23 protein-coding genes are annotated in these 21,207 nt (G+C 72.9%); 8 read left to right on the top strand and 15 right to left on the bottom strand.

Features of this window, described 5'->3' with window-relative positions; all coding sequences use genetic code 11:
- The 6 genes from nuoE to NOCA_RS04035 form a co-directional block, all read right to left on the bottom strand.
- Nucleotides 1–792 (bottom strand): NADH-quinone oxidoreductase subunit NuoE, encoded by a 792-nt coding sequence (gene nuoE, locus NOCA_RS04060; RefSeq protein ID WP_011754016.1) that lies wholly within the window; start codon nt 790–792, stop codon nt 1–3.
- Nucleotides 789–2,129 (bottom strand): NADH-quinone oxidoreductase subunit D, encoded by a 1,341-nt coding sequence (locus NOCA_RS04055; RefSeq protein ID WP_011754015.1) that lies wholly within the window; start codon nt 2,127–2,129, stop codon nt 789–791. The genes nuoE and NOCA_RS04055 overlap by 4 nt, the downstream gene beginning before the upstream one ends.
- Complete coding sequence (locus NOCA_RS04050; protein ID WP_011754014.1) at nt 2,129–2,881, bottom strand: NADH-quinone oxidoreductase subunit C; 753 nt, start codon at nt 2,879–2,881, stop codon at nt 2,129–2,131. The genes NOCA_RS04055 and NOCA_RS04050 overlap by 1 nt, the downstream gene beginning before the upstream one ends.
- Nucleotides 2,878–3,432 (bottom strand): NuoB/complex I 20 kDa subunit family protein, encoded by a 555-nt coding sequence (locus NOCA_RS04045; RefSeq protein WP_011754013.1) that lies wholly within the window; start codon nt 3,430–3,432, stop codon nt 2,878–2,880. The genes NOCA_RS04050 and NOCA_RS04045 overlap by 4 nt, the downstream gene beginning before the upstream one ends.
- 13 nt (nt 3,433–3,445) lie before the next feature.
- On the bottom strand, nt 3,446–3,805 hold the full coding sequence (locus NOCA_RS04040) for an NADH-quinone oxidoreductase subunit A (protein ID WP_011754012.1): 360 nt from the start codon (nt 3,803–3,805) through the stop codon (nt 3,446–3,448).
- A 349-nt stretch (nt 3,806–4,154) separates the two neighbouring features.
- Nucleotides 4,155–4,844, bottom strand: a complete 690-nt coding sequence (locus NOCA_RS04035; protein WP_011754011.1) for a demethylmenaquinone methyltransferase — start codon at nt 4,842–4,844, stop codon at nt 4,155–4,157.
- A gap of 155 nt (nt 4,845–4,999) precedes the next feature.
- Between NOCA_RS04035 and NOCA_RS04030 the strand changes: the two genes are divergently transcribed.
- Complete coding sequence (locus tag NOCA_RS04030; RefSeq protein ID WP_011754010.1) at nt 5,000–5,929, top strand: peptidoglycan-binding protein; 930 nt, start codon at nt 5,000–5,002, stop codon at nt 5,927–5,929.
- A 21-nt stretch (nt 5,930–5,950) separates the two neighbouring features.
- Here the strand turns inward: NOCA_RS04030 and NOCA_RS04025 are convergent, their stop codons facing one another.
- Complete coding sequence (locus tag NOCA_RS04025) at nt 5,951–6,586, bottom strand: hypothetical protein (RefSeq protein WP_041546134.1); 636 nt, start codon at nt 6,584–6,586, stop codon at nt 5,951–5,953.
- 65 nt (nt 6,587–6,651) lie between these two features.
- Between NOCA_RS04025 and NOCA_RS04020 the strand changes: the two genes are divergently transcribed.
- Complete coding sequence (locus tag NOCA_RS04020; RefSeq protein WP_041546133.1) at nt 6,652–7,920, top strand: isochorismate synthase; 1,269 nt, start codon at nt 6,652–6,654, stop codon at nt 7,918–7,920.
- Nucleotides 7,921–8,039: 119 nt separating this feature from the next.
- Here NOCA_RS04020 and NOCA_RS04015 read toward each other — a convergent pair whose 3' ends face one another.
- Complete coding sequence (locus NOCA_RS04015) at nt 8,040–8,675, bottom strand: MBL fold metallo-hydrolase (RefSeq protein WP_011754007.1); 636 nt, start codon at nt 8,673–8,675, stop codon at nt 8,040–8,042.
- A gap of 55 nt (nt 8,676–8,730) precedes the next feature.
- Here NOCA_RS04015 and NOCA_RS04010 point away from each other — a divergent pair, with 55 nt between their 5' ends.
- Genes NOCA_RS04010 through NOCA_RS04000 form a run of 3 tightly spaced genes read left to right on the top strand, consistent with a single transcriptional unit; the run spans nt 8,731 to nt 11,096 of the window.
- A complete protein-coding gene (locus NOCA_RS04010) occupies nt 8,731–9,339 on the top strand; it encodes a LysE family transporter (protein WP_011754006.1) in 609 nt (202 codons plus the stop codon).
- Complete coding sequence (locus NOCA_RS04005; RefSeq protein ID WP_011754005.1) at nt 9,336–9,842, top strand: GNAT family N-acetyltransferase; 507 nt, start codon at nt 9,336–9,338, stop codon at nt 9,840–9,842. The genes NOCA_RS04010 and NOCA_RS04005 overlap by 4 nt, the downstream gene beginning before the upstream one ends.
- 57 nt (nt 9,843–9,899) lie before the next feature.
- Entirely contained in the window at nt 9,900–11,096 is a 1,197-nt protein-coding gene (locus tag NOCA_RS04000; RefSeq protein ID WP_011754004.1) for a cytochrome P450, read from the top strand.
- A gap of 57 nt (nt 11,097–11,153) precedes the next feature.
- Here NOCA_RS04000 and NOCA_RS03995 read toward each other — a convergent pair whose 3' ends face one another.
- Genes NOCA_RS03995 through NOCA_RS03980 form a run of 4 tightly spaced genes read right to left on the bottom strand, consistent with a single transcriptional unit; the run spans nt 11,154 to nt 16,635 of the window.
- On the bottom strand, nt 11,154–13,028 hold the full coding sequence (locus NOCA_RS03995; RefSeq protein WP_011754003.1) for a cation:proton antiporter domain-containing protein: 1,875 nt from the start codon (nt 13,026–13,028) through the stop codon (nt 11,154–11,156).
- A gap of 33 nt (nt 13,029–13,061) precedes the next feature.
- Complete coding sequence (menD, locus tag NOCA_RS03990; RefSeq protein WP_011754002.1) at nt 13,062–14,675, bottom strand: 2-succinyl-5-enolpyruvyl-6-hydroxy-3-cyclohexene-1-carboxylic-acid synthase; 1,614 nt, start codon at nt 14,673–14,675, stop codon at nt 13,062–13,064.
- On the bottom strand, nt 14,672–15,628 hold the full coding sequence (locus NOCA_RS03985) for an o-succinylbenzoate synthase (protein ID WP_041546131.1): 957 nt from the start codon (nt 15,626–15,628) through the stop codon (nt 14,672–14,674). Before NOCA_RS03985 ends, menD begins: the two co-directional genes overlap by 4 nt.
- Nucleotides 15,625–16,635, bottom strand: a complete 1,011-nt coding sequence (locus tag NOCA_RS03980) for an AMP-binding protein (RefSeq protein WP_140403789.1) — start codon at nt 16,633–16,635, stop codon at nt 15,625–15,627. The genes NOCA_RS03985 and NOCA_RS03980 overlap by 4 nt, the downstream gene beginning before the upstream one ends.
- A 44-nt stretch (nt 16,636–16,679) precedes the next feature.
- Here NOCA_RS03980 and NOCA_RS03975 point away from each other — a divergent pair, with 44 nt between their 5' ends.
- Together NOCA_RS03975 and NOCA_RS28390 are read left to right on the top strand one after the other, a co-directional pair.
- Nucleotides 16,680–17,555 carry a 1,4-dihydroxy-2-naphthoate polyprenyltransferase gene (locus NOCA_RS03975; protein WP_041546130.1) on the top strand — a complete coding sequence of 292 codons (876 nt, stop codon included), beginning with the start codon at nt 16,680–16,682 and terminating at the stop codon, nt 17,553–17,555.
- A gap of 53 nt (nt 17,556–17,608) precedes the next feature.
- The gene (locus NOCA_RS28390; protein ID WP_274378271.1) at nt 17,609–17,740 is read left to right on the top strand and encodes a hypothetical protein; all 132 of its coding nucleotides are present in this window, start codon (nt 17,609–17,611) and stop codon (nt 17,738–17,740) included.
- Nucleotides 17,741–17,783: 43 nt separating this feature from the next.
- On the opposite strand, the gene NOCA_RS03970 is transcribed toward NOCA_RS28390, so the two are convergent.
- A complete protein-coding gene (locus NOCA_RS03970; RefSeq protein ID WP_011753998.1) occupies nt 17,784–18,053 on the bottom strand; it encodes a DUF4229 domain-containing protein in 270 nt (89 codons plus the stop codon).
- A gap of 43 nt (nt 18,054–18,096) precedes the next feature.
- Between NOCA_RS03970 and NOCA_RS03965 the strand changes: the two genes are divergently transcribed.
- Nucleotides 18,097–18,291 (top strand): hypothetical protein, encoded by a 195-nt coding sequence (locus tag NOCA_RS03965; protein WP_011753997.1) that lies wholly within the window; start codon nt 18,097–18,099, stop codon nt 18,289–18,291.
- A 250-nt stretch (nt 18,292–18,541) separates the two neighbouring features.
- On the opposite strand, the gene ccsB is transcribed toward NOCA_RS03965, so the two are convergent.
- Nucleotides 18,542–19,567, bottom strand: coding sequence for a c-type cytochrome biogenesis protein CcsB (gene ccsB, locus NOCA_RS03960; protein WP_011753996.1), 1,026 nt, complete (start codon nt 19,565–19,567; stop codon nt 18,542–18,544).
- Nucleotides 19,564–21,162 carry a cytochrome c biogenesis protein ResB gene (gene resB, locus NOCA_RS03955; protein WP_011753995.1) on the bottom strand — a complete coding sequence of 533 codons (1,599 nt, stop codon included), beginning with the start codon at nt 21,160–21,162 and terminating at the stop codon, nt 19,564–19,566. The genes ccsB and resB overlap by 4 nt, the downstream gene beginning before the upstream one ends.
- Between the last annotated feature and the right edge of the window lie 45 nt (nt 21,163–21,207).

Genomic DNA, 21,207 nt, shown 5'->3' with positions numbered 1-21,207 from the left:
TCACTGGGCGTCTCCCTTCTCGGCGGCCGTCTCGGACGTGCCGCTCTCCTTCTCCACCGTGGCGGCCTCGGACGGCGGCGGGCTCGCGTCGGCCGCTGCCTGCTCGACCTGCGCCGGCTCCTCGGGTACGTCGTGTGCGGCCGGACCCTGCTCGGAGGAGGGAGCGGCCCAGCCGCGCTCGCGGGCCAGGCCGAGACCGACCAGCGAGGCCCGCCCGGCCGCGGGTCCCTCGTCGGCGAGGTCGTCGGGGAAGCCGGCGAGGACCCGCTCGGCCTCGCGCCAGGTGACGATCCGCGGGCCGCGGGTCGAGTGGACCTCGTTGCCGGCGCGCAGGTCGTCGATGATCCGGGCGGCGGTGTCCGGGGTCATGTTGTCCATGAACTCCCAGTTGACCATCATCACAGGGGCGTAGTCGCAGGCCGCGTTGCACTCGATGTGCTCGAGGGTGATCTTGCCGTCCTCGGTCGTCTCGTCGTTGCCGACGCCCAGGTCGCTCTTGAGCCGGTCGAAGATCGCGTCGCCGCCCATCACCGCGCACAGCGTGTTGGTGCACACGCCGACGTGGTAGTCGCCGACCGGGCGGCGCTTGTACATGGTGTAGAACGTCGCGACGCCGCTGACCTCGGCTGCGGTGACGCCGAGCAGGTCGGCACACGCCTCGATGCCCTCCGGCGTGATCCGGCCCTCCGCGGACTGGACGAGGTGGAGCATCGGCAGCAGGCCGGAGCGGGGCTCCGGGTAGCGGGCGGCGATCTCCTGCAGCTCGCCGTACGTCTCCTGGGTCAAGCTCATCGGTCGACGCCTCCCATGACCGGATCGATGGACGCGATCGCGACGATGACGTCGGCGACCATGCCGCCCTCGGCCATCACGCTGGTCGCCTGCAGGTTGGTGAACGACGGGTCGCGGAAGTGCGCGCGGAACGGGCGGGTGCCGCCGTCGGACACGACGTGGGCGCCGAGCTCGCCACGCGGGGACTCCACCGGCACGTAGGCCTGGCCGGGCGGCACCCGGAAGCCCTCGGTGACCAGCTTGAAGTGGTGGATCAGCGCCTCCATCGACTCACCCATGATGTGGCGGATGTGGTCGAGGCTGTTGCCCATGCCGTCGCTGCCGATCGCAAGCTGGCTGGGCCAGCCGATCTTCTTGTCCTCGATCATCACCGGGGCGCCGTCGAGACCGGCCAGCCGGTCGGCGGCCTGCTCGATGATCCGCAGCGACTCCCACATCTCGTTCAAGCGGATGCGGAACCGGCCGTAGGAGTCGGAGGTGTCCCACGTCTGGACGTCGAAGTCGTAGGTCTCGTAGCCGCAGTACGGCTGGGTCTTGCGCAGGTCCCACGGGTAGCCGGTGCTGCGCAGCACCGGGCCGGTGAGGCCGAGCGCCAGGCAGCCGGCGAGGTCGAGGTGGCCGATGCCCTCGAGGCGCCCCTTGAAGATCGGGTTCGCGTTGCAGAGGTCGGCGTACTCCGGCAACCGCTTCTTCATCAGCGCCACGAAGCCGCGGATCTCGTCGAGCGCGCCCGGCGGCATGTCCTGGGCGACGCCACCGGGACGGATGAACGCGTGGTTCATCCGCAGGCCGGTGATCAGCTCGAACAGGTCGAGCACCAGCTCGCGCTCGCGGAAGCCGATCGTCATCACGGTCAGCGCACCGAGCTCCATGCCACCGGTCGCGATGGCGACCAGGTGGGAGGAGATCCGGTTGAGCTCCATGAGCAGGACCCGCATGACCTGGGCCTTCTCGGGCACCCGGTCCTCGATGTCGAGGAGCCGCTCGATCCCGAGCACGTAGGTCATCTCGTTGAAGAACGGGCTGAGGTAGTCCATCCGGGTGCAGAACGTCACGCCCTGCGTCCAGGTGCGGTACTCCATGTTCTTCTCGATGCCGGTGTGCAGGTAGCCGATGCCGGCCCGCGCCTCGGTCACCGTCTCGCCCTCGAGCTCGAGGATCAGCCGGAGCACCCCGTGGGTCGAAGGGTGCTGGGGGCCCATGTTGACGACGATGCGCTCCTGCGCCTCGTCCTCGGCCAGGCCCTCGGCGATCGAGTCCCAGTCCTGCCCGGTGACGGTGAAGACCCGGCCCTCGGTCGTCTCGCTGGAGCCGGAGTAGAGATCCTGGTCGGCCATCAGTTGTAGCTCCTCCGCTGGTCGGGCGGGGGGACCGTGCCGCCCTTGTACTCCACGGGAACGCCCCCGAGCGGGTAGTCCTTGCGCTGCGGGTGGCCGGGCCAGTCGTCCGGCATCAGGATGCGGGTGAGCGCCGGGTGGCCGTCGAAGATGATCCCGAACATGTCGTAGGTCTCCCGCTCGTGCCAGTCGTTGGTCGGGTAGACCGGCACGATCGAGGGGATGTGCGGGTCGGCGTCCGGGACGGCGACCTCGAGGCGGATCCGACGGTTGTGGGTCATCGAGAGCAGGTGGTAGACCGCGTGCAGCTCACGACCGGTCTCGTCGGGGTAGTGCACCCCGCTGACGCCGGCGCAGAACTCGAAGCGCAGCCGTTCGTCGTCACGCAGCACCTGTGCCACGGGCAGCAGGTCCTCGCGGCGCAGGTGGAAGGTGATCTCACCCCGGTGGATCACCACCCGCGGAGCCGCGATCTCGAGGCCGGCCTCGCGGGTCGCTGCGGCCAGGCCGTCCGCGACCTCGTCGAACCAGCCGCCATAGGGCCGCTGGGCGTCGCCGGGCAGCACGATCGCCTGGTTGAGGCCGCCGTACCCGCTGGTGTCACCGGTGCCGCGCACGCCGAACATGCCGTGGCGCGCGCCGACCTGATGGACCTCTCCCGTGGGCGCCGGGACGTTCTCCGGGGATTGCTCGACGGCCGGCTGCTCGGGTCCCTTCGGGCCCGGCTTCACGTCGCTGGAGTCGTCGCTCACCGCAGCTGGCCCTTCATCTCGGAGGTGGGGAGCGCGCGCAGCGCCGCCGTCTCGAGCTCCTCGATCTCGGCCGCGCGGTGGGCGCCCATCTTGGTGTGCTGGACCTTGTCGTGCAGCTTCAAGATCGCGTCGATGAGCATCTGCGGCCGGGGTGGGCAACCGGGGAGGTACATGTCGACCGGGACGACGTGGTCGACGCCCTGCACGACCGCGTAGTTGTTGAACATGCCGCCGCTGCTGGCGCACACACCCATCGCCAGCACCCACTTGGGCTCGGGCATCTGGTCGTAGATCTGGCGCAGCACCGGGGCCATCTTCTGGCTCACCCGGCCGGCGACGATCATCACGTCGGCCTGGCGGGGGCTGGCCCGGAACACCTCCATGCCGAAGCGGCCCAGGTCGTGCTTGGGGCCGCCACTGGTCATCATCTCGATCGCGCAGCAGGCGAGGCCGAAGGACGCCGGCCAGAACGAGGCCTTGCGCATGTAGCCCGCCAGGCCCTCGACGGTCGAGAGCAGCACCCCGCTCGGGAGCTTCTCCTCAATTCCCATCAGTTGGTTCCTCTCAGTCCCAATCGAGCCCGCCGCGGCGCCACACGTAGGCATAGGCGACGAAGACCGTGGCGATGAACAAGACCATCTCGACCAGCCCGAAGAACTTCAGCTCGTCGAACTGCACGGCCCACGGGTAGAGGAAGACGATCTCGATGTCGAAGACGATGAAGAGCATCGCGGTGATGTAGTACTTGATCGGGAACCGCCCGCCGCCGACCGCCTGCGGAGTCGGCTCGATGCCGCACTCGTAGGAGTCCAGCTTGACCCGGTTGTACCGGGTGGGGCCGACCGCGAAGGCCATCACCGCGCCGCCGAGGGCGAAGACGGTCGCCAGGACGACCAGGACGACCACGGGCGTGTAGAGCTCCATGCCGCGCCTTTCTAGATCTGTGCCGCTGCGCCCGTCGGGCCCCAGTCCGGCTCGGACCCGTTTGTGACTTTGTGAACACAATCACGAGGGTGGCGCGAGAGACAGTTAACCATTCCACTTCGGCATCCGCACGCGCGGGTCAGGTATCCCGGCACGACACTCCGAAACGGTCGTTGACCTGCGGATTTAGTCAACGAGGACGTGGCCTAAATGACGCCCGTGGCGGCGCGCGGATGCCGGCTCCCAGCTGCTCTCACCGGGCCCTGAAACGGGCCCCGAGACGGGTCCCGGACGGGTCCCGAGACGGGACGCCGGAGCACCCCCGAGGGCGTCGGCCGAGCCGTCGGACCTACCGGGTGGCGCGGTGCAGGGCGACGATGCCGCCGGAGAGGTTGCGCCAGGCCGGAGCCCGCCAGCCCGCCTCGGCGACCATCGCGGCCAGGCCCTCCTGGTCGGGCCAGGCACGGATCGACTCGGCGAGGTAGACGTAGGCGTCCGGTGCGGAGGAGACGGCGCGGGCGATCGACGGCAGGGCCCGCATCAGGTACTCGAGGTAGACGGTGCGGAACGGCGCGAACGTCGGATGGCTGAACTCGCACACGACCAGCCGGCCACCGGGCCGGGTCACCCGGTGCAGCTCGCGCAGGCCGGAAAGCGGGTCGACGATGTTGCGCAGCCCGAAGGAGATGGTGACCGCGTCGAAGGTCGCGTCGGCGAACGGCAGCCGGGTGCCGTCACCGGCCGTGAACGGCAGGTGCGGCAGCGCCGACTTGCCGACCCGCAGCATGCCGAGCGAGAAGTCGCACGGCACCACGCTCGCGCCGCGGTCGGCGAACGGCTGGCTCGACGTACCGGTGCCCGCCGCGAGGTCGAGGACCCGCTCGCCGGGCTGCGGGTCGACGGCCGCGATGACGGCCCTGCGCCAGCGGCGGTCCTGCCCCATCGAGAGCACGTCGTTGGTGACGTCGTAGCGCCGGGCGACCGCATCGAACATGCGACGGACGTCGGAGGGCTGCTTGTCGAGCTCGGCACGGACCACGGGCAGAGACTACGACCCGGCCGGCTCGCCCCGCCCTCCGCGTCCCGGGTCACAGCTTGGTCACGACCGCGGGAACTCGCCGCGCGGGTGCAACCGAGCGCCCGCTCCGGGCGTCACCCTCGTGTCGGACTCGTCTACTTCCCCAGGAGAGCTCCATGTTGCTCGCGCGTCGCCTGCTGCTCCTCGTCGCGGTGGCCGCGCTGCTGTGCGCCGCAGCCTTCGTGGCCGGGGACGCGCTGGACGGCGGCTCCTCGGCGCGACCCGCCGCCTCCGGGGCCGGCGCCGCGTCCACCGACCAGCCGGCGACCACCGATCCGACCGCGGCGCCGAGCTCCTCCGACCCCACCGCGACACCCGGCAGCAGCCCCACCGACGCTCCCGCCCCCACGGCCGCCGACGAACCGACCCGGCAGCCCACCCACCTGCCCACCCGCCAGCCCACGCTCGTACCGGGCCCGCGCCTGCTGGGCCCGGGCGACCAGGGCGACGAGGTCCGCGACCTGCAGGCCCGCCTCAAGCAGATCTACTGGTTCAACACCGACGTCACCGGCGTCTACGGCGACGTCACCGCCACCGCCGTACGCGGCTTCCAGGCCAAGCGGGAGATCCCGGTCACCGGCGAGGTCGACCAGCGCACCCTGGACCGGCTCCGCGCGATGACGAGCACCCCGACCGGCGCCGAGCTGCACAACCGCGGCAACACGCCGGGCGCCCTCGATGCGCGCTGCCGGACCGGTCGGGTGCTCTGCATCGACAAGACCAGCTCGACCCTGCGCTGGGTGGTCGACGGGACGGTGCGACAGACCCTGGACGTCCGGTTCGGCGCGTCGACGACCCCGACGCGGGAGGGTGTCTTCCACGTGTACCTGAAGGACGCCGACCACGTCTCGCGGCTCTACGGCTCGGCGATGCCGTACTCGATGTTCTTCTCCGGCGGCCAGGCGGTGCACTACTCGTCGGACTTCGCCGCCGTCGGGTACGCCGGCGCCTCGCACGGCTGCGTCAACGTGCGCGACTACGACGCGCTCGGCCTGCTCTACGGGCAGGTCCGCGTGGGCGACACGGTCGTCGTGTACTGGTCCTGACCGGGACCCTCGGCAGGGTCCTCAGGAGCCCTGGAGGTCGTCGAGCAGACCGTCCGCGGTGGCGACGAGATCCTCGGCGTCGACGTCCGGCGCCCCGATCTGGACGGTGCGTCCGTCCCGGGTGACCTGGCACTGGCTGAAGACCGGGTCGGCCGGGCCGGCGTCGGTCGACCCCTGCCCGTAGCTGAGGATGCAGACCCCGTCGCCGACGTTGGTGACCTCGTTCGCGGGCGCGCCGCCGGAGGCCTCGGGGTCGGGGATGCTGTTCGGCGCGAAGGCGCCGCCCTCGGCGTCGAAGACCTGCACGAACACGGCCTTGGTGCCGTCGAGGACGTACGTGCGGGTGGCGGCCGCGTGACCCAGCACCTCCGGCAGCACCCGGTTGCCGTAGGCGCTGTTGGACTTCTCCTGCTCGGCGATCGAGTCGGCCTGGTCGGCGTAGTCGCCACCCTCGAAGGACGCGGGGTCGTCGGCGGCGGCGTACCCGCCCGGCAGGGTGTCCGGGAGCACGAGCCGGGCAGCGCCGTCGTCCTCGCCGACCGCCTTCGGCAGCGCGATCGCAAAGAGGGCGAGCAACCCGAGCGCGATCACGCCGATGGCGATCCCCGCCCAGGTGGAGGGACGGCCGGACGTCGGGGCGGAGGTGCGGCTGGTCACGTCCGGCGACGCTACCGGGCCCGTGGGTGCGGAGGTTGGCGGGGTCCGTGAGTACCCTCGGCAGGGTGACGAGCAGCCCCACACCCGGCGATCCGCCGCCGGCCCCGGCGGACGCGCTCGTCGTCCGCACGGTCCGCCTCGATCTCGACCAGGCGGCGAGCCTGCTGGACCTGGTCCCGGCCGACCGGCCGGTCACCTGGTTGCGGCGGGGCGACGGCCTGGTCGGTTGGGGCGTCGCCGCCCAGGTGCGCACCAGCGGGGCCACCCGGTTCGCCGACGCCGTGAAGTGGTGGAGCGAGACCATCGCTCGGGCGGACGTGCACGACGACGTCAACGAGCCTGGCACCGGCCTCGTGTCGTTCGGGTCGTTCGCGTTCGCCGACGACCCGGGCGACTCGATCCTGGTCCTCCCCCGCGTGGTCGTCGGACGCCGCGGCGACGTCACGTGGCTCACCACGGTCGGCGAGGTCGGACCCCCGCTCGGGCCGGTGGAGCGTCCAGCGGCCCCGGCCGCGGTCAGCTTCGCCGACGGCGCGCTGAACGGCGAGCAGTGGATGTCCGTGGTCGCCGACGCCGTGGCACGGATCAACGCCGGCGACCTGGAGAAGGTCGTGCTCGCTCGGGACCTGGTCGCCACGGCGAGCGACCCGGTCGACGTACGCTGGCCGTTGGGCCGGCTCGGCGAGACCTATCCGATGTGCTGGACGTTCCACGTCGACGGCATGTTCGGGGCGACCCCGGAGATGCTGGTGCGCCGCGAGCGCGGCCTGGTGACCTCGCGGGTGCTGGCCGGCACCATCCGCCGCACCGGCGACCACGAGCGCGACCTGGCCCTGGCCGCGACCCTGGCCCATTCCTCCAAGGACCTCGAGGAGCACGAGTACGCCGTCCGCTCGGTCGCCGACGCGCTCGAGCCGCACTGCTCGTCGATGAACGTGCCCGAGGCTCCGTTCGTGCTGCACCTGCCGAACGTCATGCACCTGGCGACCGACGTGGCCGGCGTGGTCCATGACGCGGCCACCGTGTCCTCGCTCCAGCTCGCCGAGGCGCTGCACCCGTCGGCCGCCGTCGGCGGCACGCCGACCCCGGTCGCGACCGCGTTGATCGCGGACATCGAGGGCATGGACCGCGACCGCTACGCCGGGCCGGTCGGGTGGATGGACGCCTCCGGCGACGGCGAGTGGGGCATCGCCCTGCGCTCCGCCCGTCTCGAGGGCCGCACCGTCCGGCTGTTCGCCGGCTGCGGCATCGTCGCCGACTCCGACCCAGCCGCGGAGCTCGCCGAGGCCCAGGCCAAGTTCGTCCCGGTCCGCGACGCGCTCACCGCGTCCTGACGGACCGGCGGGCGGTTTCCCCGGTTCACCGGGGAAGTTGGAACTTCTGGCCCGAAGTTTCGGGTCAACAGTTCCGGTTTCCCCGGTTCACCGGGGAAACCGACCCCGCGGCGCCCGGGCTACAGGTCGTGGCCGTCGGGGCGCCGGACGTACTCCAGGCCCTCCTTCGGGAGGAACTTGTCCATGTGCCCGTCGATGATGCCGAGGCCGGCCTCGCTGTAGACCCGGTCGTGGATGGCCAGGTTGCGCGGCGCCCTCACGGCCCGGGCGAAGTCGATCGCCTCGGACGCCTTCAGCCACGGCCCGGACACGGGCACCAGCAGCACGTCGACGTCCTCGCCGGGCTCGGTCAGGGCGTCGCCAGGGTGGTACACCTTGCGGTCCCCGAGGGTGAGCACGTAGCCGCTGTTGAAGAACCGCGGGAACTCCGGGTGGATCACCGCGTGCAGCTCCCCGACGGCGCGCACCGGGACGCCGACGTCGAAGGTCTCGCCGGGGGCGACGACGGTGAGCCGCTCGGCCACCGCCGGGACGTCCTCGCGGACGTGGGCCGCCACGGCCTCGATCGTGAACACCGGAGCGTCGGTGGCGAGCAGGTGGTCGGGCAGGTAGTGGTCGGCGTGCTCGTGGGTGATCAGCACCGCATCCGCCCCGTCCAGGGCGGCGGGGTCGGTGAACACGCCGGGGTCGAGGACGACCGTCGTGCCGGCGTGCTCGACCCGGACGCAGGCGTGGCCGAACTTCGTGATCCTCATGCGGCCCACGGTAATCCGGTGGCCCTCGCCGTCCGGGTCCCGGGATGATCCCAGGGTGCTCGAGGTGGTCCTCTCCGGTCTCGTCACCGGCTGGGCGATCGCCATCCCGATCGGCGCCGTCGGGGCGTTCCTCGTCACGCTCTCGGCGCGCACCTCGTTCCGCGTCGGCGGGGCGGGTGCGCTCGGGGTGGCGACCGTCGACGGCGGGTACGCCGCGCTCGCGGTCGTCGCGGGAAGCGCGATCGCGGCCGCGCTGGAGCCGGTCAGCCGGGCGCTGAGCATCGCGAGCGGCCTGGTGCTGCTCGGCGTCGCCGGTCTGACCGCTGCCCACGCCCTCCGGTCCGCCGGCCGGGTGCGCGAGGTCCCATCGCTGCGGCCGCGGACGGCGTACGCGATGTTCCTCGGCATCACGGCGGTGAACCCGACGACCGTCGTGTACTTCGCCGCCGTCGTCCTCGGCAACCAGGGCCTCGTCGCCGGACCGGCCGAGGGCGTGGTGTTCGTGCTCGCGGCGTTCCTCGCCAGTGCGTCCTGGCAGCTGCTGCTCGCCGGCGGGGGCGCCGCCCTCGGCCGGATCGCGACCGGCCACCGGGCCCACCTCGTCACCGGCCTGGTTTCGGCGGTGGTCGTCGCCGGGCTCGCCGTCCATACGATGCTCGCGTGACCGCGCCCGCCCCCGACGTCCGGCTCCGCGCGGCGGTGCCGGCCGACGCCGCCGCGTGCGCCGCGATGCACGCCGCCTGCTGGCGCGAGGCTTACGCGCCGTACGTCGACGCCGCGCTGCTCGAGCAGCGGGTCACGGACCTGGACCGCTGGGTGGCGGCCTGGACCAAGCACCTCGTCGACGGCCCGCCACGGGTGCTGGCCGAGGCGGGCGGCGAGCCGGTCGGGTTCGCCGTCGTCGGGCCGAGCCGCGACGACGACGGCGCCACGCCCCAGGAGCTGTACGCGATCTACGTGCGCGCCGCGTGGTGGGGCACCGGGCTCGGCCAGGCGCTCTGGGACGCGGTCCGGCCCGACGCCGCCTGCTCGCTGTGGGTCCTCGAGGACAACGCCCGGGCGCAGGCGTTCTACCGCCGCAACGGGTTCGTCCCGGACGGAGCCCGCGAGCACTACGCCGGCCTCGACACCTGCGAGATCCGGATGGTGCGCCCGACCAACCCGTGAGTCCGCACGGCTGCGCCGCTAGGCTCCTCCGACACCCGATCGCGAGGGGGCACCCGGATGACCTACTTCGATCTCTCCGACCCGGCGTTCGACGTGACGTCCGCACAGGTCCACGCAGCCCGCGACCAGGACTGGTACGTCGAGACCAACTGGGGCTGGGCCGTGCTGCGCTACGCGGAGGTCAGCGCGCTCCTGCGCGACCGGCGGTTCCGGCAGGGCAACGCCCGCTGGCCGGCGCAGAACGGGATCCACTCGGGGCTGTTCTCCGACTGGTGGCAGGAGACCCTGCTCAGCCTGGAGGGCGACGACCACGCCCGGATCCGACGGCTGCTGATGCCGGCGTTCCGGAACAAGACGATCGCGGCGATGCGGCCCCGGTTCCAGGCGCTGGCCAACGAGCTGATCGACGGCTTCGCCGACCGCGGGTCCGTGGAGTTCGTGAGCGAGTTCGCCGAGCCGTATGCCGCGCGCATCATCTGCGTGCTCCTCGGCCTCCCGGAGGACCACTGGCAGCAGGTCGCGCACTGGGCCGACGACCTGGGCGCGTCGTTCTCCATCGACGTCGGCAACCAGGTGCCGCGGATCGAGGCGGCGCTGGACGGCCTCTACGGGTACGTCGACGAGGTGGTCGCCGACCGGGCCGCGCACCCGCGCGAGGACCTCGTGACCACCCTCGTGCAGGCCACCGCCGACGGCGACCGCCTCTCGCGCCACGAGCTGGGGGTGGCCCTGGTGTTCCTCGCCTTCGCCGGCATGGAGACGACCCGCAACCAGCTCGGCCTCGCCGTCCAGACGCTGCTCGAGCACCCCGACCAGTGGCGGCTCCTGGGCGAGCACCCGGAGCTCGGCGAGAACGCGGTCGAGGAGGTGATGCGGGTCAACCCGACGGTGACCTGGGTGACCCGGGAGGCCCTGGAGGACGTGGAGCTCCAGGGCCTGCGAATCCCGAAGGGTGGCATCGTGCAGATGCTCTCGCACAGCGCCGGCACCGACCCGGCGGCGATGCCGGACCCGTCCTTCGACATCACCCAGCAGCGGCCGCCGCACCACGGGTTCGGCGCGGGGGTGCACCACTGCCTCGGGCACTTCGTCGCCCGCACCGACATGGCCGTGGCGCTGCCGCTGCTGGCCCGCCGGATGCCCGGCGCCGAGCCCGACGGGCCGGGCAGGTGGCTGCCGATCTCCGGCAACACCGGGGCGCTGAGCTTCCCGATCCGGTTCGAGCACCCGGCGCCGATCGGGTCGTGTGCCTGAGAACGCGCCATGGAGCGTGCTCAGGCACACGACCCGCCAGCCGGCGACACCTCCGCCTCATGCCGTCAGGTGGTGGAGGTAGCACCAGCGCCAGTCCTCGCCGGGCTCGGCGGACTGCATGACCGGGTGCTGGGTCTCCCGGAAGTGCGCGGTGGCGTGCTGGCGGGGTGAGGAGTCGCAGCAGGCGAGGTTGCCGCACTCCAGGCAGCGGCGCAACGCCACCCAGCGGGTGCCCTCGTCCAGGCAGGCCTGGCAGTACGTCGCGGGCTCGGCGTCGACGACCGGGTAGCGGCCCAGGTCGTCGCAGGTCTCCCCGAGCGTCCAGCGCCGACGGGCGTAGTCCTCGGCCTCGTCCCGCTCCTGGTGGGCGTTGTCGAGCATCGACTCCTCGACGTCGAGCATCGAGAGCACCTCGGCGATCACCTCGGAGGCCACGGTGCCGGAGCGCCGGATCTCCAGGATCCGTCGGCGCTCGGCGGCGATCATCGCCATCCGGATGCGGTAGTAGACGGCGGCCGGTGACTCCTGGTCGGCGGTGGTCCCCAGGCGCTCCCACGCGGCGAAGTTCCGCTGGTCGAGCCGTTGCCGGATCAGGTCGCCCACGCCGGCCTGGTCGTCGTACTCCTGCCGCTCGAGCTCCTCGACCGCCGCCTTCGACGCCTGCTGGAGCAGGGTGGCGCGGGCGAGCGCGTCGTCGAGCGGGTCCGGGGCGGGGACGTGCAGCCGGCGGGTGAGCCACGGCAGGCTGAGCCCCTGGACGAGCAGGGTGCCCGCCACGACGGCGAACGCGACGACGAGCAGCACCTCGCGGTGCCGGGTGTCGGGCGGGATCAGGAACGCCGCGGCCAGGGTGACCACCCCGCGCATGCCGGACCAGCCGAGCAGGAGTGTGAACGACCACGGCGGAACCTGTCCGGTCGCGGGGTCCACGCGCGGGCGGACCAGCAGCGAGCGCGAGAGGAAGACCCACACGAGCCGCAGCACGATGACCGCGACCAGCGTGGCGGCCGAGACTGCGATGATCCGGGCCGGCGAGAGCGTGCTCTCCCCCAGGTCGTCGAACAGCCACCGGGCCTGGAGTCCGATCAGCGCGAACACGGTGTTCTCGAGCAGGAACGCGATCGTGCGCCAGTTGATCCGCTCGGCGATCCGCGACTGCGCGGTCTGCAGGACGGGCGCCCGGTGGCCGAGCAGCAGGCCGGCGGTCACGACGGCCACGACGCCCGACGCGTGGACCTCCTCGGCAGCGAGGAACGCCGTGAACGGGATCACGAAGGACATCGCGACGTCGAGCATCGGATCGCTCAGGCGCCTGCGCATCGCCCCGACCACGAGGAAGACGACCACCCCGATCAGCACGCCCCCGCCCGCGGCGACCACGAAGTCCAGGCCGACACGCCAGAGCTCGACCCCCACCAGTGTTGCCCCGAGGGCGGTCTGCAGCGAGACCAGCGCGGTCGCGTCGTTGAACAGGGACTCGCCCTCGAGGATCGTCACGACCCTGCGGGGGAGCCCGATGTGCCGGCCGATGGAGGTGGCCGCGACGGCGTCCGGTGGCGCGACGACCGCCCCGAGCGCGAACGCGACCGGCCAGGACAGGCCGGGCACCAGCTCGTGGACGAGAACGCCGACGCCGAGGGTCGTGAAGACGACGAGGCCGACCGACAACAGCAGGATCGGGCGGCGGTTGGCGTTGAAGTCCACGAGCGAGGACGTGATCGCCGCCGAGTAGAGCAGCGGCGGCAGGAGCCCGAACAGCACGACGTCCGGCTCGAGATGCACCTCGGGCAGGAACGGCAGGAACGACGCGGCGACGCCCGCGACCACGAGCAGCAGCGGGGCGGGCACCCCGATCCGGCCGGCGACCACCACGCCGGCGAGCACGGCGACGGCCAGCGCGACCAGGAAGAGGGCGGTGTCCACGTCCGCCATTGTCGCGGACCGGCGGTCGGACGGACCGGACTGTCAGGGACGCAGCGCGCGGATCCGCTCGTCGAGGTCGCGCCGGTTGTCGCGGCGTACGACGGCCTCCACCACCTCGATCCCGCCCGCGGGCGAGGCGAGGGCGTGCTCGAGCTCGGCCAGGGAGTCGACCCGCCAGTGGGGCGTGCGGGTCGCGGCGCAGAGGCTGGCGAGGTCGACCCGGTGCGGGGTGCCGAAGAGCCGGTCGTACTGGTCGGCGTACTCCGCCGCCCCCTGCTCGAGCATCGCGAAGATCGAACCGCCGTCGTCGTTGACCACGACGATCGTGAGGTCGGGGACCGCCTCACCGGGCCCGATCACCAGCGCGCCGGCGTCGTGGAGGAACGTGACGTCCCCCATCAGGGTCAGGGCGCGGGTGCTGCGCGGCCGGCCCAGGGCGGCGCCGACCGCGGTCGAGATGGTGCCGTCGATGCCGGCGAGGCCGCGGTTGGCGACCACCTTGCGCCGGGCGCCCACGTCGTAGCGCGGCACCATCAGGTCCAGGTCGCGGATCGGGCTCGAGGCGCCGACGACGAGCAGCCCGCCGGCGGGCAGGGCCCGGGCGACCGCGCCCGCGACCTCGTGCGGCGTGAGCCCGGGCTCGGCGGCGAGCAGCGCGTCCAGCCGGGCGGACACCGCCCGGTCCGCCGTCCGCCACTCCTCCAGCCAGTCCGTGTCGTCGGCCGTGCCGTCGGCCGCGTCGACCGGGGCGTCGACGCCGACGCCACCGAGGATCCGGGAGTGCACGGGGAAGGGTCGCTCGCTCCAGACCCCCCAGGCACCGAGGTCGACCACCTCCACGTCCGGTCGGGCCAGCAGCCGGCTGACCGGGCGGGACAGCGTGGGGTGACCGCCGACCACGACCCGCTCGACGCGCGCGCCGAGGTCGCCGTCCAGCAGCAGCCGGTAGGTGCGGATCGCGTTGTCCCCGGTGCGCGACCCGCTGGACGGCTCGGCGAGCAGCGGCCAGCCGGCCTGCTCGGCCAGGACCCGGACCCGCGGGCCGGCGTCGTCACCGGCGACCACGACCGTGCGCGGCCCCCGCGCCAGCACGGTCAGGGACGCGGGGATCACCCGGTGGGCCGGCTCCCCCGGCACCACGTCCGGGAGCCAGCGGTCGTCGGGGACGAGCGGCTCCTCGAGCGGGACGTTGAGATGGACCGGGCCCGCGGTCAGCAGCTCGACCGGGCCGCTGGCGTCCTGGGTGGGAACCAGGGGGCCGAAGATGCCGACCTGGTCGGTGGTCTGGTTCGCGCCGGTGCCGCGCAGCCGGGCCGGCCGGTCGGCGGACACGACGACCAGGTCGACGCCGGCGTGGGCCGCCTCGAGGACCGCCGGGTGCAGGTTGGCGACCGCGGTGCCGGACGTGCAGACCACGGCTGCCCGCCGGCCGCTCCTGGTGAGGCCGAGCGCGAGGAAGCCGGCGGTCCGCTCGTCGAGGCGCGTGTGCAGCCGGACCAGGCCCGCGGCGGCGGCGTCGTACGCCGCGAACGACAGCGGCGCGTTCCGCGACCCGGGGGCGACCACGATCTCGGTGACGCCGGCCTCGACCAGGGCCGCCAGGATCCGGCGGGCGGTGGCGGTGGCGGACTCCGGGGCGGGCTCAGGGGCGGTCACGAGGGACGATCCTGTCGCAGCGCGCGCACCTCGGCCAGCCGCGCCTCCCAGTGGGCGACCCTGTCCGGGTCGGCGGGCGCGAGCGACTCGTCGACCTGCACTGCGCGCACCGGCAGCTCGCCGCCGACCGGCAGGAGTGACTCGGTGACGACATCGGCCGTGAGCAGCTGCACGGTGGCGAGCCCGCAGGCGTACGGCAGCTCCGGCAGGGCGGCGGCCAAGGCGACCCCGGCGGCGATCCCGACGCTGGTCTCCAGCGCCGAGGACACCACGACCGGCAGCCCGATGTCCTCGGCGATCCGCAGGCAGGCCCGCACCCCGCCGAGCGGCTGCACCTTGAGCACCGCGACGTCGGCGGCCTCCAGGTCGCGCACCCGGTAGGGGTCCGCGGCCCGGCGGATCGACTCGTCGGCGGCGATGGGCACGTCGACCCGGCGGCGTACGGCGGCCAGGTCCTCGACGCTCGCGCAGGGCTGCTCGACGTACTCGAGGCCACCGGCCGCCCGGTCGAGCACGGGGATCGAGGCGACCGCGGTGTCGAGGTCCCACAGGCCGTTGACGTCGATGCGCACCCGCCCGTCTGCGCCCAGCGCGTCTCGGACCGCCTCGAGCCGCGCCTGGTCGTCGGCCGCGGTCTGGCCGGGCTCGGCGACCTTGACCTTGGCCGTCCGGCAGCCGCCGGCCAGCACGATCGCGTGCGCCTGCTGTGGTCCCACGGCCGGCACGGTGACGTTCACCGGCACCCGGTCGCGCAGCGGCGCCGGCCAGTCGCCCGCCGCAGCCTCCTCCGCGCAGCGCAGCCAGGGCTCGGCGACGGCCGCGTCGTACTCGAGGAACGGGCTCCACTCCCCCCAACCCGGCCGCTCGGCATCGGCGGGGCCCCGCAGCAGCACCCCCTCGCGGACCGTGATGCCGCGGAACCGGGTCCGCATCGGCACCGACCAGACGATCATGCCCACTCCTCGACGGCAGCGTGCCGCAGCGCCAACCGGTCCGGCTTGCCGTTGCCGAGCAGGGGGATCGTGTCGAGGGCGACGAGCTGGCGCGGCGCCCAGGACCGCGGGTGGGCCGCGGCGACCCAGTCGCGCGCCACGTCGAGGGAGACCGGGCCGACCACGAACGCGACCACGCGGTTGCCCCACTCCTCGTCGGGGACGCCGAGCACCTCGGCCGCCTCGACGTCGGGGTGCTCGCGCAGGCGGGCGGCGACCGCGGGGGCGGGCACGTTCACGCCGCCGGTGACCACCATGTCGTCGATCCGGCCGAGCACCTGGAGCCGCCCGTCCTCGTCGAGCCGGCCGGCGTCGGCGGTGCGGAACCACCCGTCGACCAGGACCCGGGCGGTCAGCTCCGGGTCGCCGGCGTACCCCGCGAAGAGCGTCGGGCCCGCGATCCGGACCCGGCCGTCGGCGTCGAGCGCGACGGCGACCCCGTCGAGCGCGACGCCGTCGTAGACGCAGCCGCCGGCGGTCTCCGCGGATCCGTACGTCGCGATCACGTGGACACCGGCGTCCGCTGCCCGGCGGCGCAGCGCCGGGTCGATCGGACCGCCGCCGAGGAGCACGGTGTGGAACGTCGCCAGCGCGGGCGCGTCGGTCTCCAGCAGCCGGTGCAGCTGGGTCGGGACCAGCGAGACGAACCGCTCGCCGGGCGCCATCGCGGCCGCCGCGGCCGCGAAGGAGCCGTGGTCCTCGAGCAGCACCGGCGGGTGCCCGGCGGCCAGGGACCGGCAGACCACCTGGAGGCCCGCGACGTACGCCGGCGGCAGGGCGAGGAGCCACTGGCCCGTGGCCCCCACGCGGCGGGCGGAGGCGCGCACCGAGGCGAGCACGGCGTCGCGCGGGAGGACCACCCGCTTCGGGGCACCGGTCGAGCCGGAGGTCTCCACCACCCACGGTTCCGGGTCGTCGGCCGCCAGCCACCCGGCGACTGGTTCGACCACCGTGTCCACTCGGTCCACCTGGCTGAGGCTAGACGGTGCGATTGATGCTTGAATCTCCGGTCGTGGCAACTCCCGACCAGTGGCTCGCCGGCGCGCGGCCTCGGACCCTGCCCGCGGCCGTCTCCCCGGTGCTGGCGGGCACCGGTGTCGCGGCGTACGCCGACGGCCTGGTGTGGTGGAAGGCGCTGCTCGCCCTCGTCGTGGCGCTCGCCCTGCAGGTCGCGGTCAACTACGCCAACGACTACTCCGACGGCATCCGCGGCACCGACGCGGACCGGGTCGGGCCGATGCGCCTGGTCGGGTCCGGCGCCGCCAGGCCCGCGGCCGTGAAGCGGGCCGCGTTCCTGGCGTTCGGGGTCGCCGCCGGCGCCGGGCTGGTGCTGGCGGCGACCACCGCGTGGTGGCTCGTCGCGGTCGGGCTGGTGTCGGTGCTGGCCGCCTGGTTCTACACCGGCGGGTCGAAGCCCTACGGTTACCTCGGGCTCGGCGAGGTGATGGTCTTCGTGTTCTTCGGGCTGGTCGCGGTGCTGGGGACGGCGTACGTCCAGACCGAGGCCTGGGAGTGGGCAGCCCTGTACGCAGCCGTCGGCGTGGGCACGCTGGCCTGCGCGATCCTGGTGGCCAACAACCTGCGCGACATCCCCACCGACGCCGTCGCCGGCAAGCGGACCCTCGCGGTGGTCCTCGGGGACCGGCGCACGCGCAGCCTCTTCCTGCTCCTGGTCGTGCTCGCCGCCGCCGCGGTGGTCGCGGTGGCAGCCACCACCACGTGGTGGGCCCTGGCCGGTCTCGGCTTCCTGGTGCTCGCCGGGCCCGCTGCGCGGACCGTGCTCGGTGGCGCCGCCGGGCCCGGGCTGATCCCGGTGCTGCAGCAGACCGGCCTGGCCGAGCTGCTCTGGGCGGTGCTGGTCGCGGCCGCGCTGGTGGCCGGCGGCTGATCGGGCCGGGGCGCCGGCCGGGTCGCCAGCCAGCACCGGCGTACCCTGGCGGCATGCTCTGGATCATCCTGCTGCTCGTCGTGGTGGCCGTCCTCGCCTACCGGTTCCGGGTGCCGCTGCTGGCCAGGATCCTCGGCCAGCCGGAGAGCCGCATCCAGCGGCAGCTCAACCGCCGCAAGGACTGAGCAGCACGCCGCGGGACTCAGCCTCGAATCACCGATTTGAGGCTCAGGCCTCGTCGTCGACGTCCTCCTTGGCCCGCATCTCCTCGATCTTCGCGGTCATCCGCTCCGCGCGGGTCTGGACCCGGCGGGCCAGGGCCTCGCGGGGGCGGTTGAGCAGGAAATAGGAGCCGGCGCCACTGATCACGAAGGCGATCACCACGGCCCACAGGATCGGGACCGAGTCGGCGAGGAGGAACCACACCCCCGCGACGATCCCGAGCGAGCCCACGAAGAGCAGGAACCGCAGGGCGGTGTAGATCCAGAACTCCTTCACGGGTTCAGCCTAGGCGTGACCAGCGACCGCCTACCCTGGAGGGGTGCTGAAGTTCCTGCTGGTGGTGATCCTGATCGCGGTCGCCGTCTACCTCACCGTCCGGGTGATCCAGCGGCGCGGCATCGCTTCGCCCCCGCGGCGCCCCCAGGCACCGCCTCGGGTGGTGGGCCCCGACGACGACCCCGATTTCCTGCGCGACCTCGACCGACGGCGCAAGCACCCGGAGGAGCCGGAGTAAGCCCCGCTGGGGCTTACTCCGGCTCGTCCGGGTCCGAGCCGAGTCGGCGCAAACGGACCGGAGGAGCGAAGCGGGGGAGGACGGCTTGCGCCGACTCGGCGATCGCCCCATGGCCCGCAAGCCGACCGGCGACGGCGGCCCGAGCGGGTCCGCTCGAAGGCCGGCCACGGTCCGCTCGAAGGGCCGGCCACGGTCCGCTCGAAGGGCCGGCCACGGTCCGCTCGAAGGCCGGCCGGGACCGACTCCGCGGCTACCCGAGTGCGTCGGATTGGGGAGCGGCCGGCTCGACCAGCGCGGGTGCGCCGCCGGCGTAGGAGTGCTGGCTGGTGGTCGAGAAGTAGTTGATGCCGATGAAGTTGAACCACAGCGTGGCGACGCCGACCAGGGCGAGGATCGCGGCGTTGCGGCCCTTCCAGCCGGCGGTGGTGCGCGCGTGGAGGTACGCCGCGTAGACGACCCAGGTGATGAACGCCCAGACCTCCTTGGGGTCCCAGTTCCAGTACGACGACCAGGCCTGGTGCGCCCAGATCGGGCCGGTGATCAGCACCGCGAACGTCCACACCGGGAAGCCGAACGCGTGCAGCCGGTAGGAGACCCGGTCGAGCACCTCGGGCCGCGGCAGCCGCGCGACGTACCCGGACTCTCGCTCCGGCGCGCGCGCCTTCACGAGGTACAGCGCGGAGGTGATCCCGCCGAGGGTGAACGCGCCGGTGGCGATGATCGCGGAGACCACGTGGATCACCAGCCAGTACGACGAGAGCGCCTCGGTCAGCGGGGCGACGGGGGCGTAGAGCCAGATCACCGCGACCATCAGCACGCTGAGCACGAAAGCGACCACGATCGGCGCCATCCAGGCGAGCCGCAGCTTGTGGTAGAGCGCGACGTACAGCGCGGCGACCACGAAGGTCCCCGTGAGGGTGAACTCGTACATGTTGCCCCACGGCACCCGGTCCGGGTCGGCGGCCATGCCGCGCCCCACGAGCGCCACGAGCTGGACGGCCACCGCGAGGACGGTGAGCAGGTAGCCCAGGCGGCCGAGGAACTCGGTGCGCCGCACCTTCCCCTCGTCCTGGCCGTCGCCCTCGCCGCCGGGACCGGTGGCCACGGCGATCCCACCCGGGATGTCCACCGAGGACGTCACCGCGGCACCGGCCGCGACCGGGACCTTGCGCAAGGACGCCCACTCGGCGAGGTGCACCAGCAGCGCGAGGAAGTACACGACCCCGCTGGCGGCCACCGCCCAGTTGCTCAGGCTCTCCCACTGCACGTCGGTCACGAGTTGTCCTCCCGGTCGGGTTGTTGCAGGTCGGTCACGAGCTGGGCGACGACGACGGCGACGTCGCCACCGCCGGACCGGTCGAGCGCGGCGACCTCGACCAGTGTGCCGTCCCCGTCACGACGGGCGCGAACCCAGACGCGTCGTGGACGGATGAACAGCGAGCCGAGCAGGCCCAGCAGCGCCAGCACGACGCCGATCAGGGCGATCCACTTGCCCGGCGTCTGGCTGATCTGGATCTTGTTCCAGCGCTCGAGGCCGTCGAAGCTGACGGTGCCGAGGCCGTCGGGGAGAGTCACCTGCTCGCCGGGGCGCAGGTCGATGCGGTACGGCGCGCCGTTGGCCTTGGTCAGCATCGTCGTCCTGGACTTGTCCAGGGAGTAGACCGACTGCGGCTGGCCGTCGTCCATGCCGAGGTCACCGGTGTAGACGAGCATCGAGACCAGCGGGTCCAGCGGGCGACCGAACAGCGAGAAGTAGCTGCCGGTCTGCTTCGAGAACGCGACGGTCGGGTAGAACTCGCCCTCGAGCCCGATCTGCGTCGGCTCGGCGTCCGGCGCCTTGACGACCCCGATGGACTGGAAGCTCTGGTCGGTCGGCAGGAAGATCGTCGGACCGCTGTAGACCTCCTCGCCGTCGCCGTCCCGGATCGTGAGCACCGGCGCGTAGCCGTGGCCGATGAGGAAGACGTCGGTGTTGCCGATGCTCAGCGGGTGGTTGACCTTGAGGTCGTAGGTCCGGTCCGGCGCGTCCGGCGACTCGCGGTAGGTCAGGTGCGACTCGAACCCGCGCGCCATCCCCGCCCGTGGGCCGGAGGTGAGCCACTCGACGCTGAAGTCGTCGATCGAGAACGAGAAGGGCTCCATGTCGCTGTCCCGGAACAGGCTTCCGGGGTCGAAGTCGTCGTACTGCGTCAGGTTGTTGGAGAACCCGTAGCCGTCGCCGACCAGCAGGATCACGCCGCCCTTGTAGCCGAACAGCCCGCCGAGCGCGAAGCCGACCAGCACCACGACCACGGCCAGGTGGAAGAGCAGGTTGCCGGCCTCGCGCAGGTAGCCGCGCTCGGCGGCCACCGCGTCGCCGGCCTCGGGCGAGAGGCGGTAGCGCCGTCGGCGCAGGGTCGCCCGGGCGCGCTCGAGCACGGCGTCGGGTGCGACGGCGGTCTGGTACGTCGCGTGGTCCGGCAGCCGGGTCAGGTTGCGGGGGGCCGCCGGGGGCTGGGCCCACATCCCGCGCCAGTAGAGGATCGCGCGCGGGATGATGCAGCCCACCAGCGAGACCATCAGCAGCAGGTAGATCGCCGAGAACCAGGGCGAGTCGTAGACGGAGAACAGCCCGAGCCGCTCGTAGACCGGCGTCAGCTTCGGGTGGTCGGACCGCCAGTTCGAGGTCTTGAGGGAGTCGACGCCCTCCTGCGGGATGATCGAGCCCGGGACGGCCGCGAGCGCCAGGAGCAGCAGCAGGACCAGCGCGGTGCGCATCGAGGTGAGCTGGCGCCAGGTCCAGCGCAGCAGCTCGCGGAGCGTCAGCTCACCGGGGCGCCGGTCGTCCTCGGGCGGCCGGGTGCTCAGCGACGTGCGGGTCGGGGTGCTCATCGTGCGGCCCTCACCCGGGATCCCCGCGGAACCGGGCGCTGGAGG

This window comes from Nocardioides sp. JS614 (genome assembly GCF_000015265.1).
Classification (GTDB): domain Bacteria; phylum Actinomycetota; class Actinomycetes; order Propionibacteriales; family Nocardioidaceae; genus Nocardioides.
Note: the sequence above shows the minus strand (reverse complement) of the source record. Positions and strands in the feature narration are given on the sequence as shown.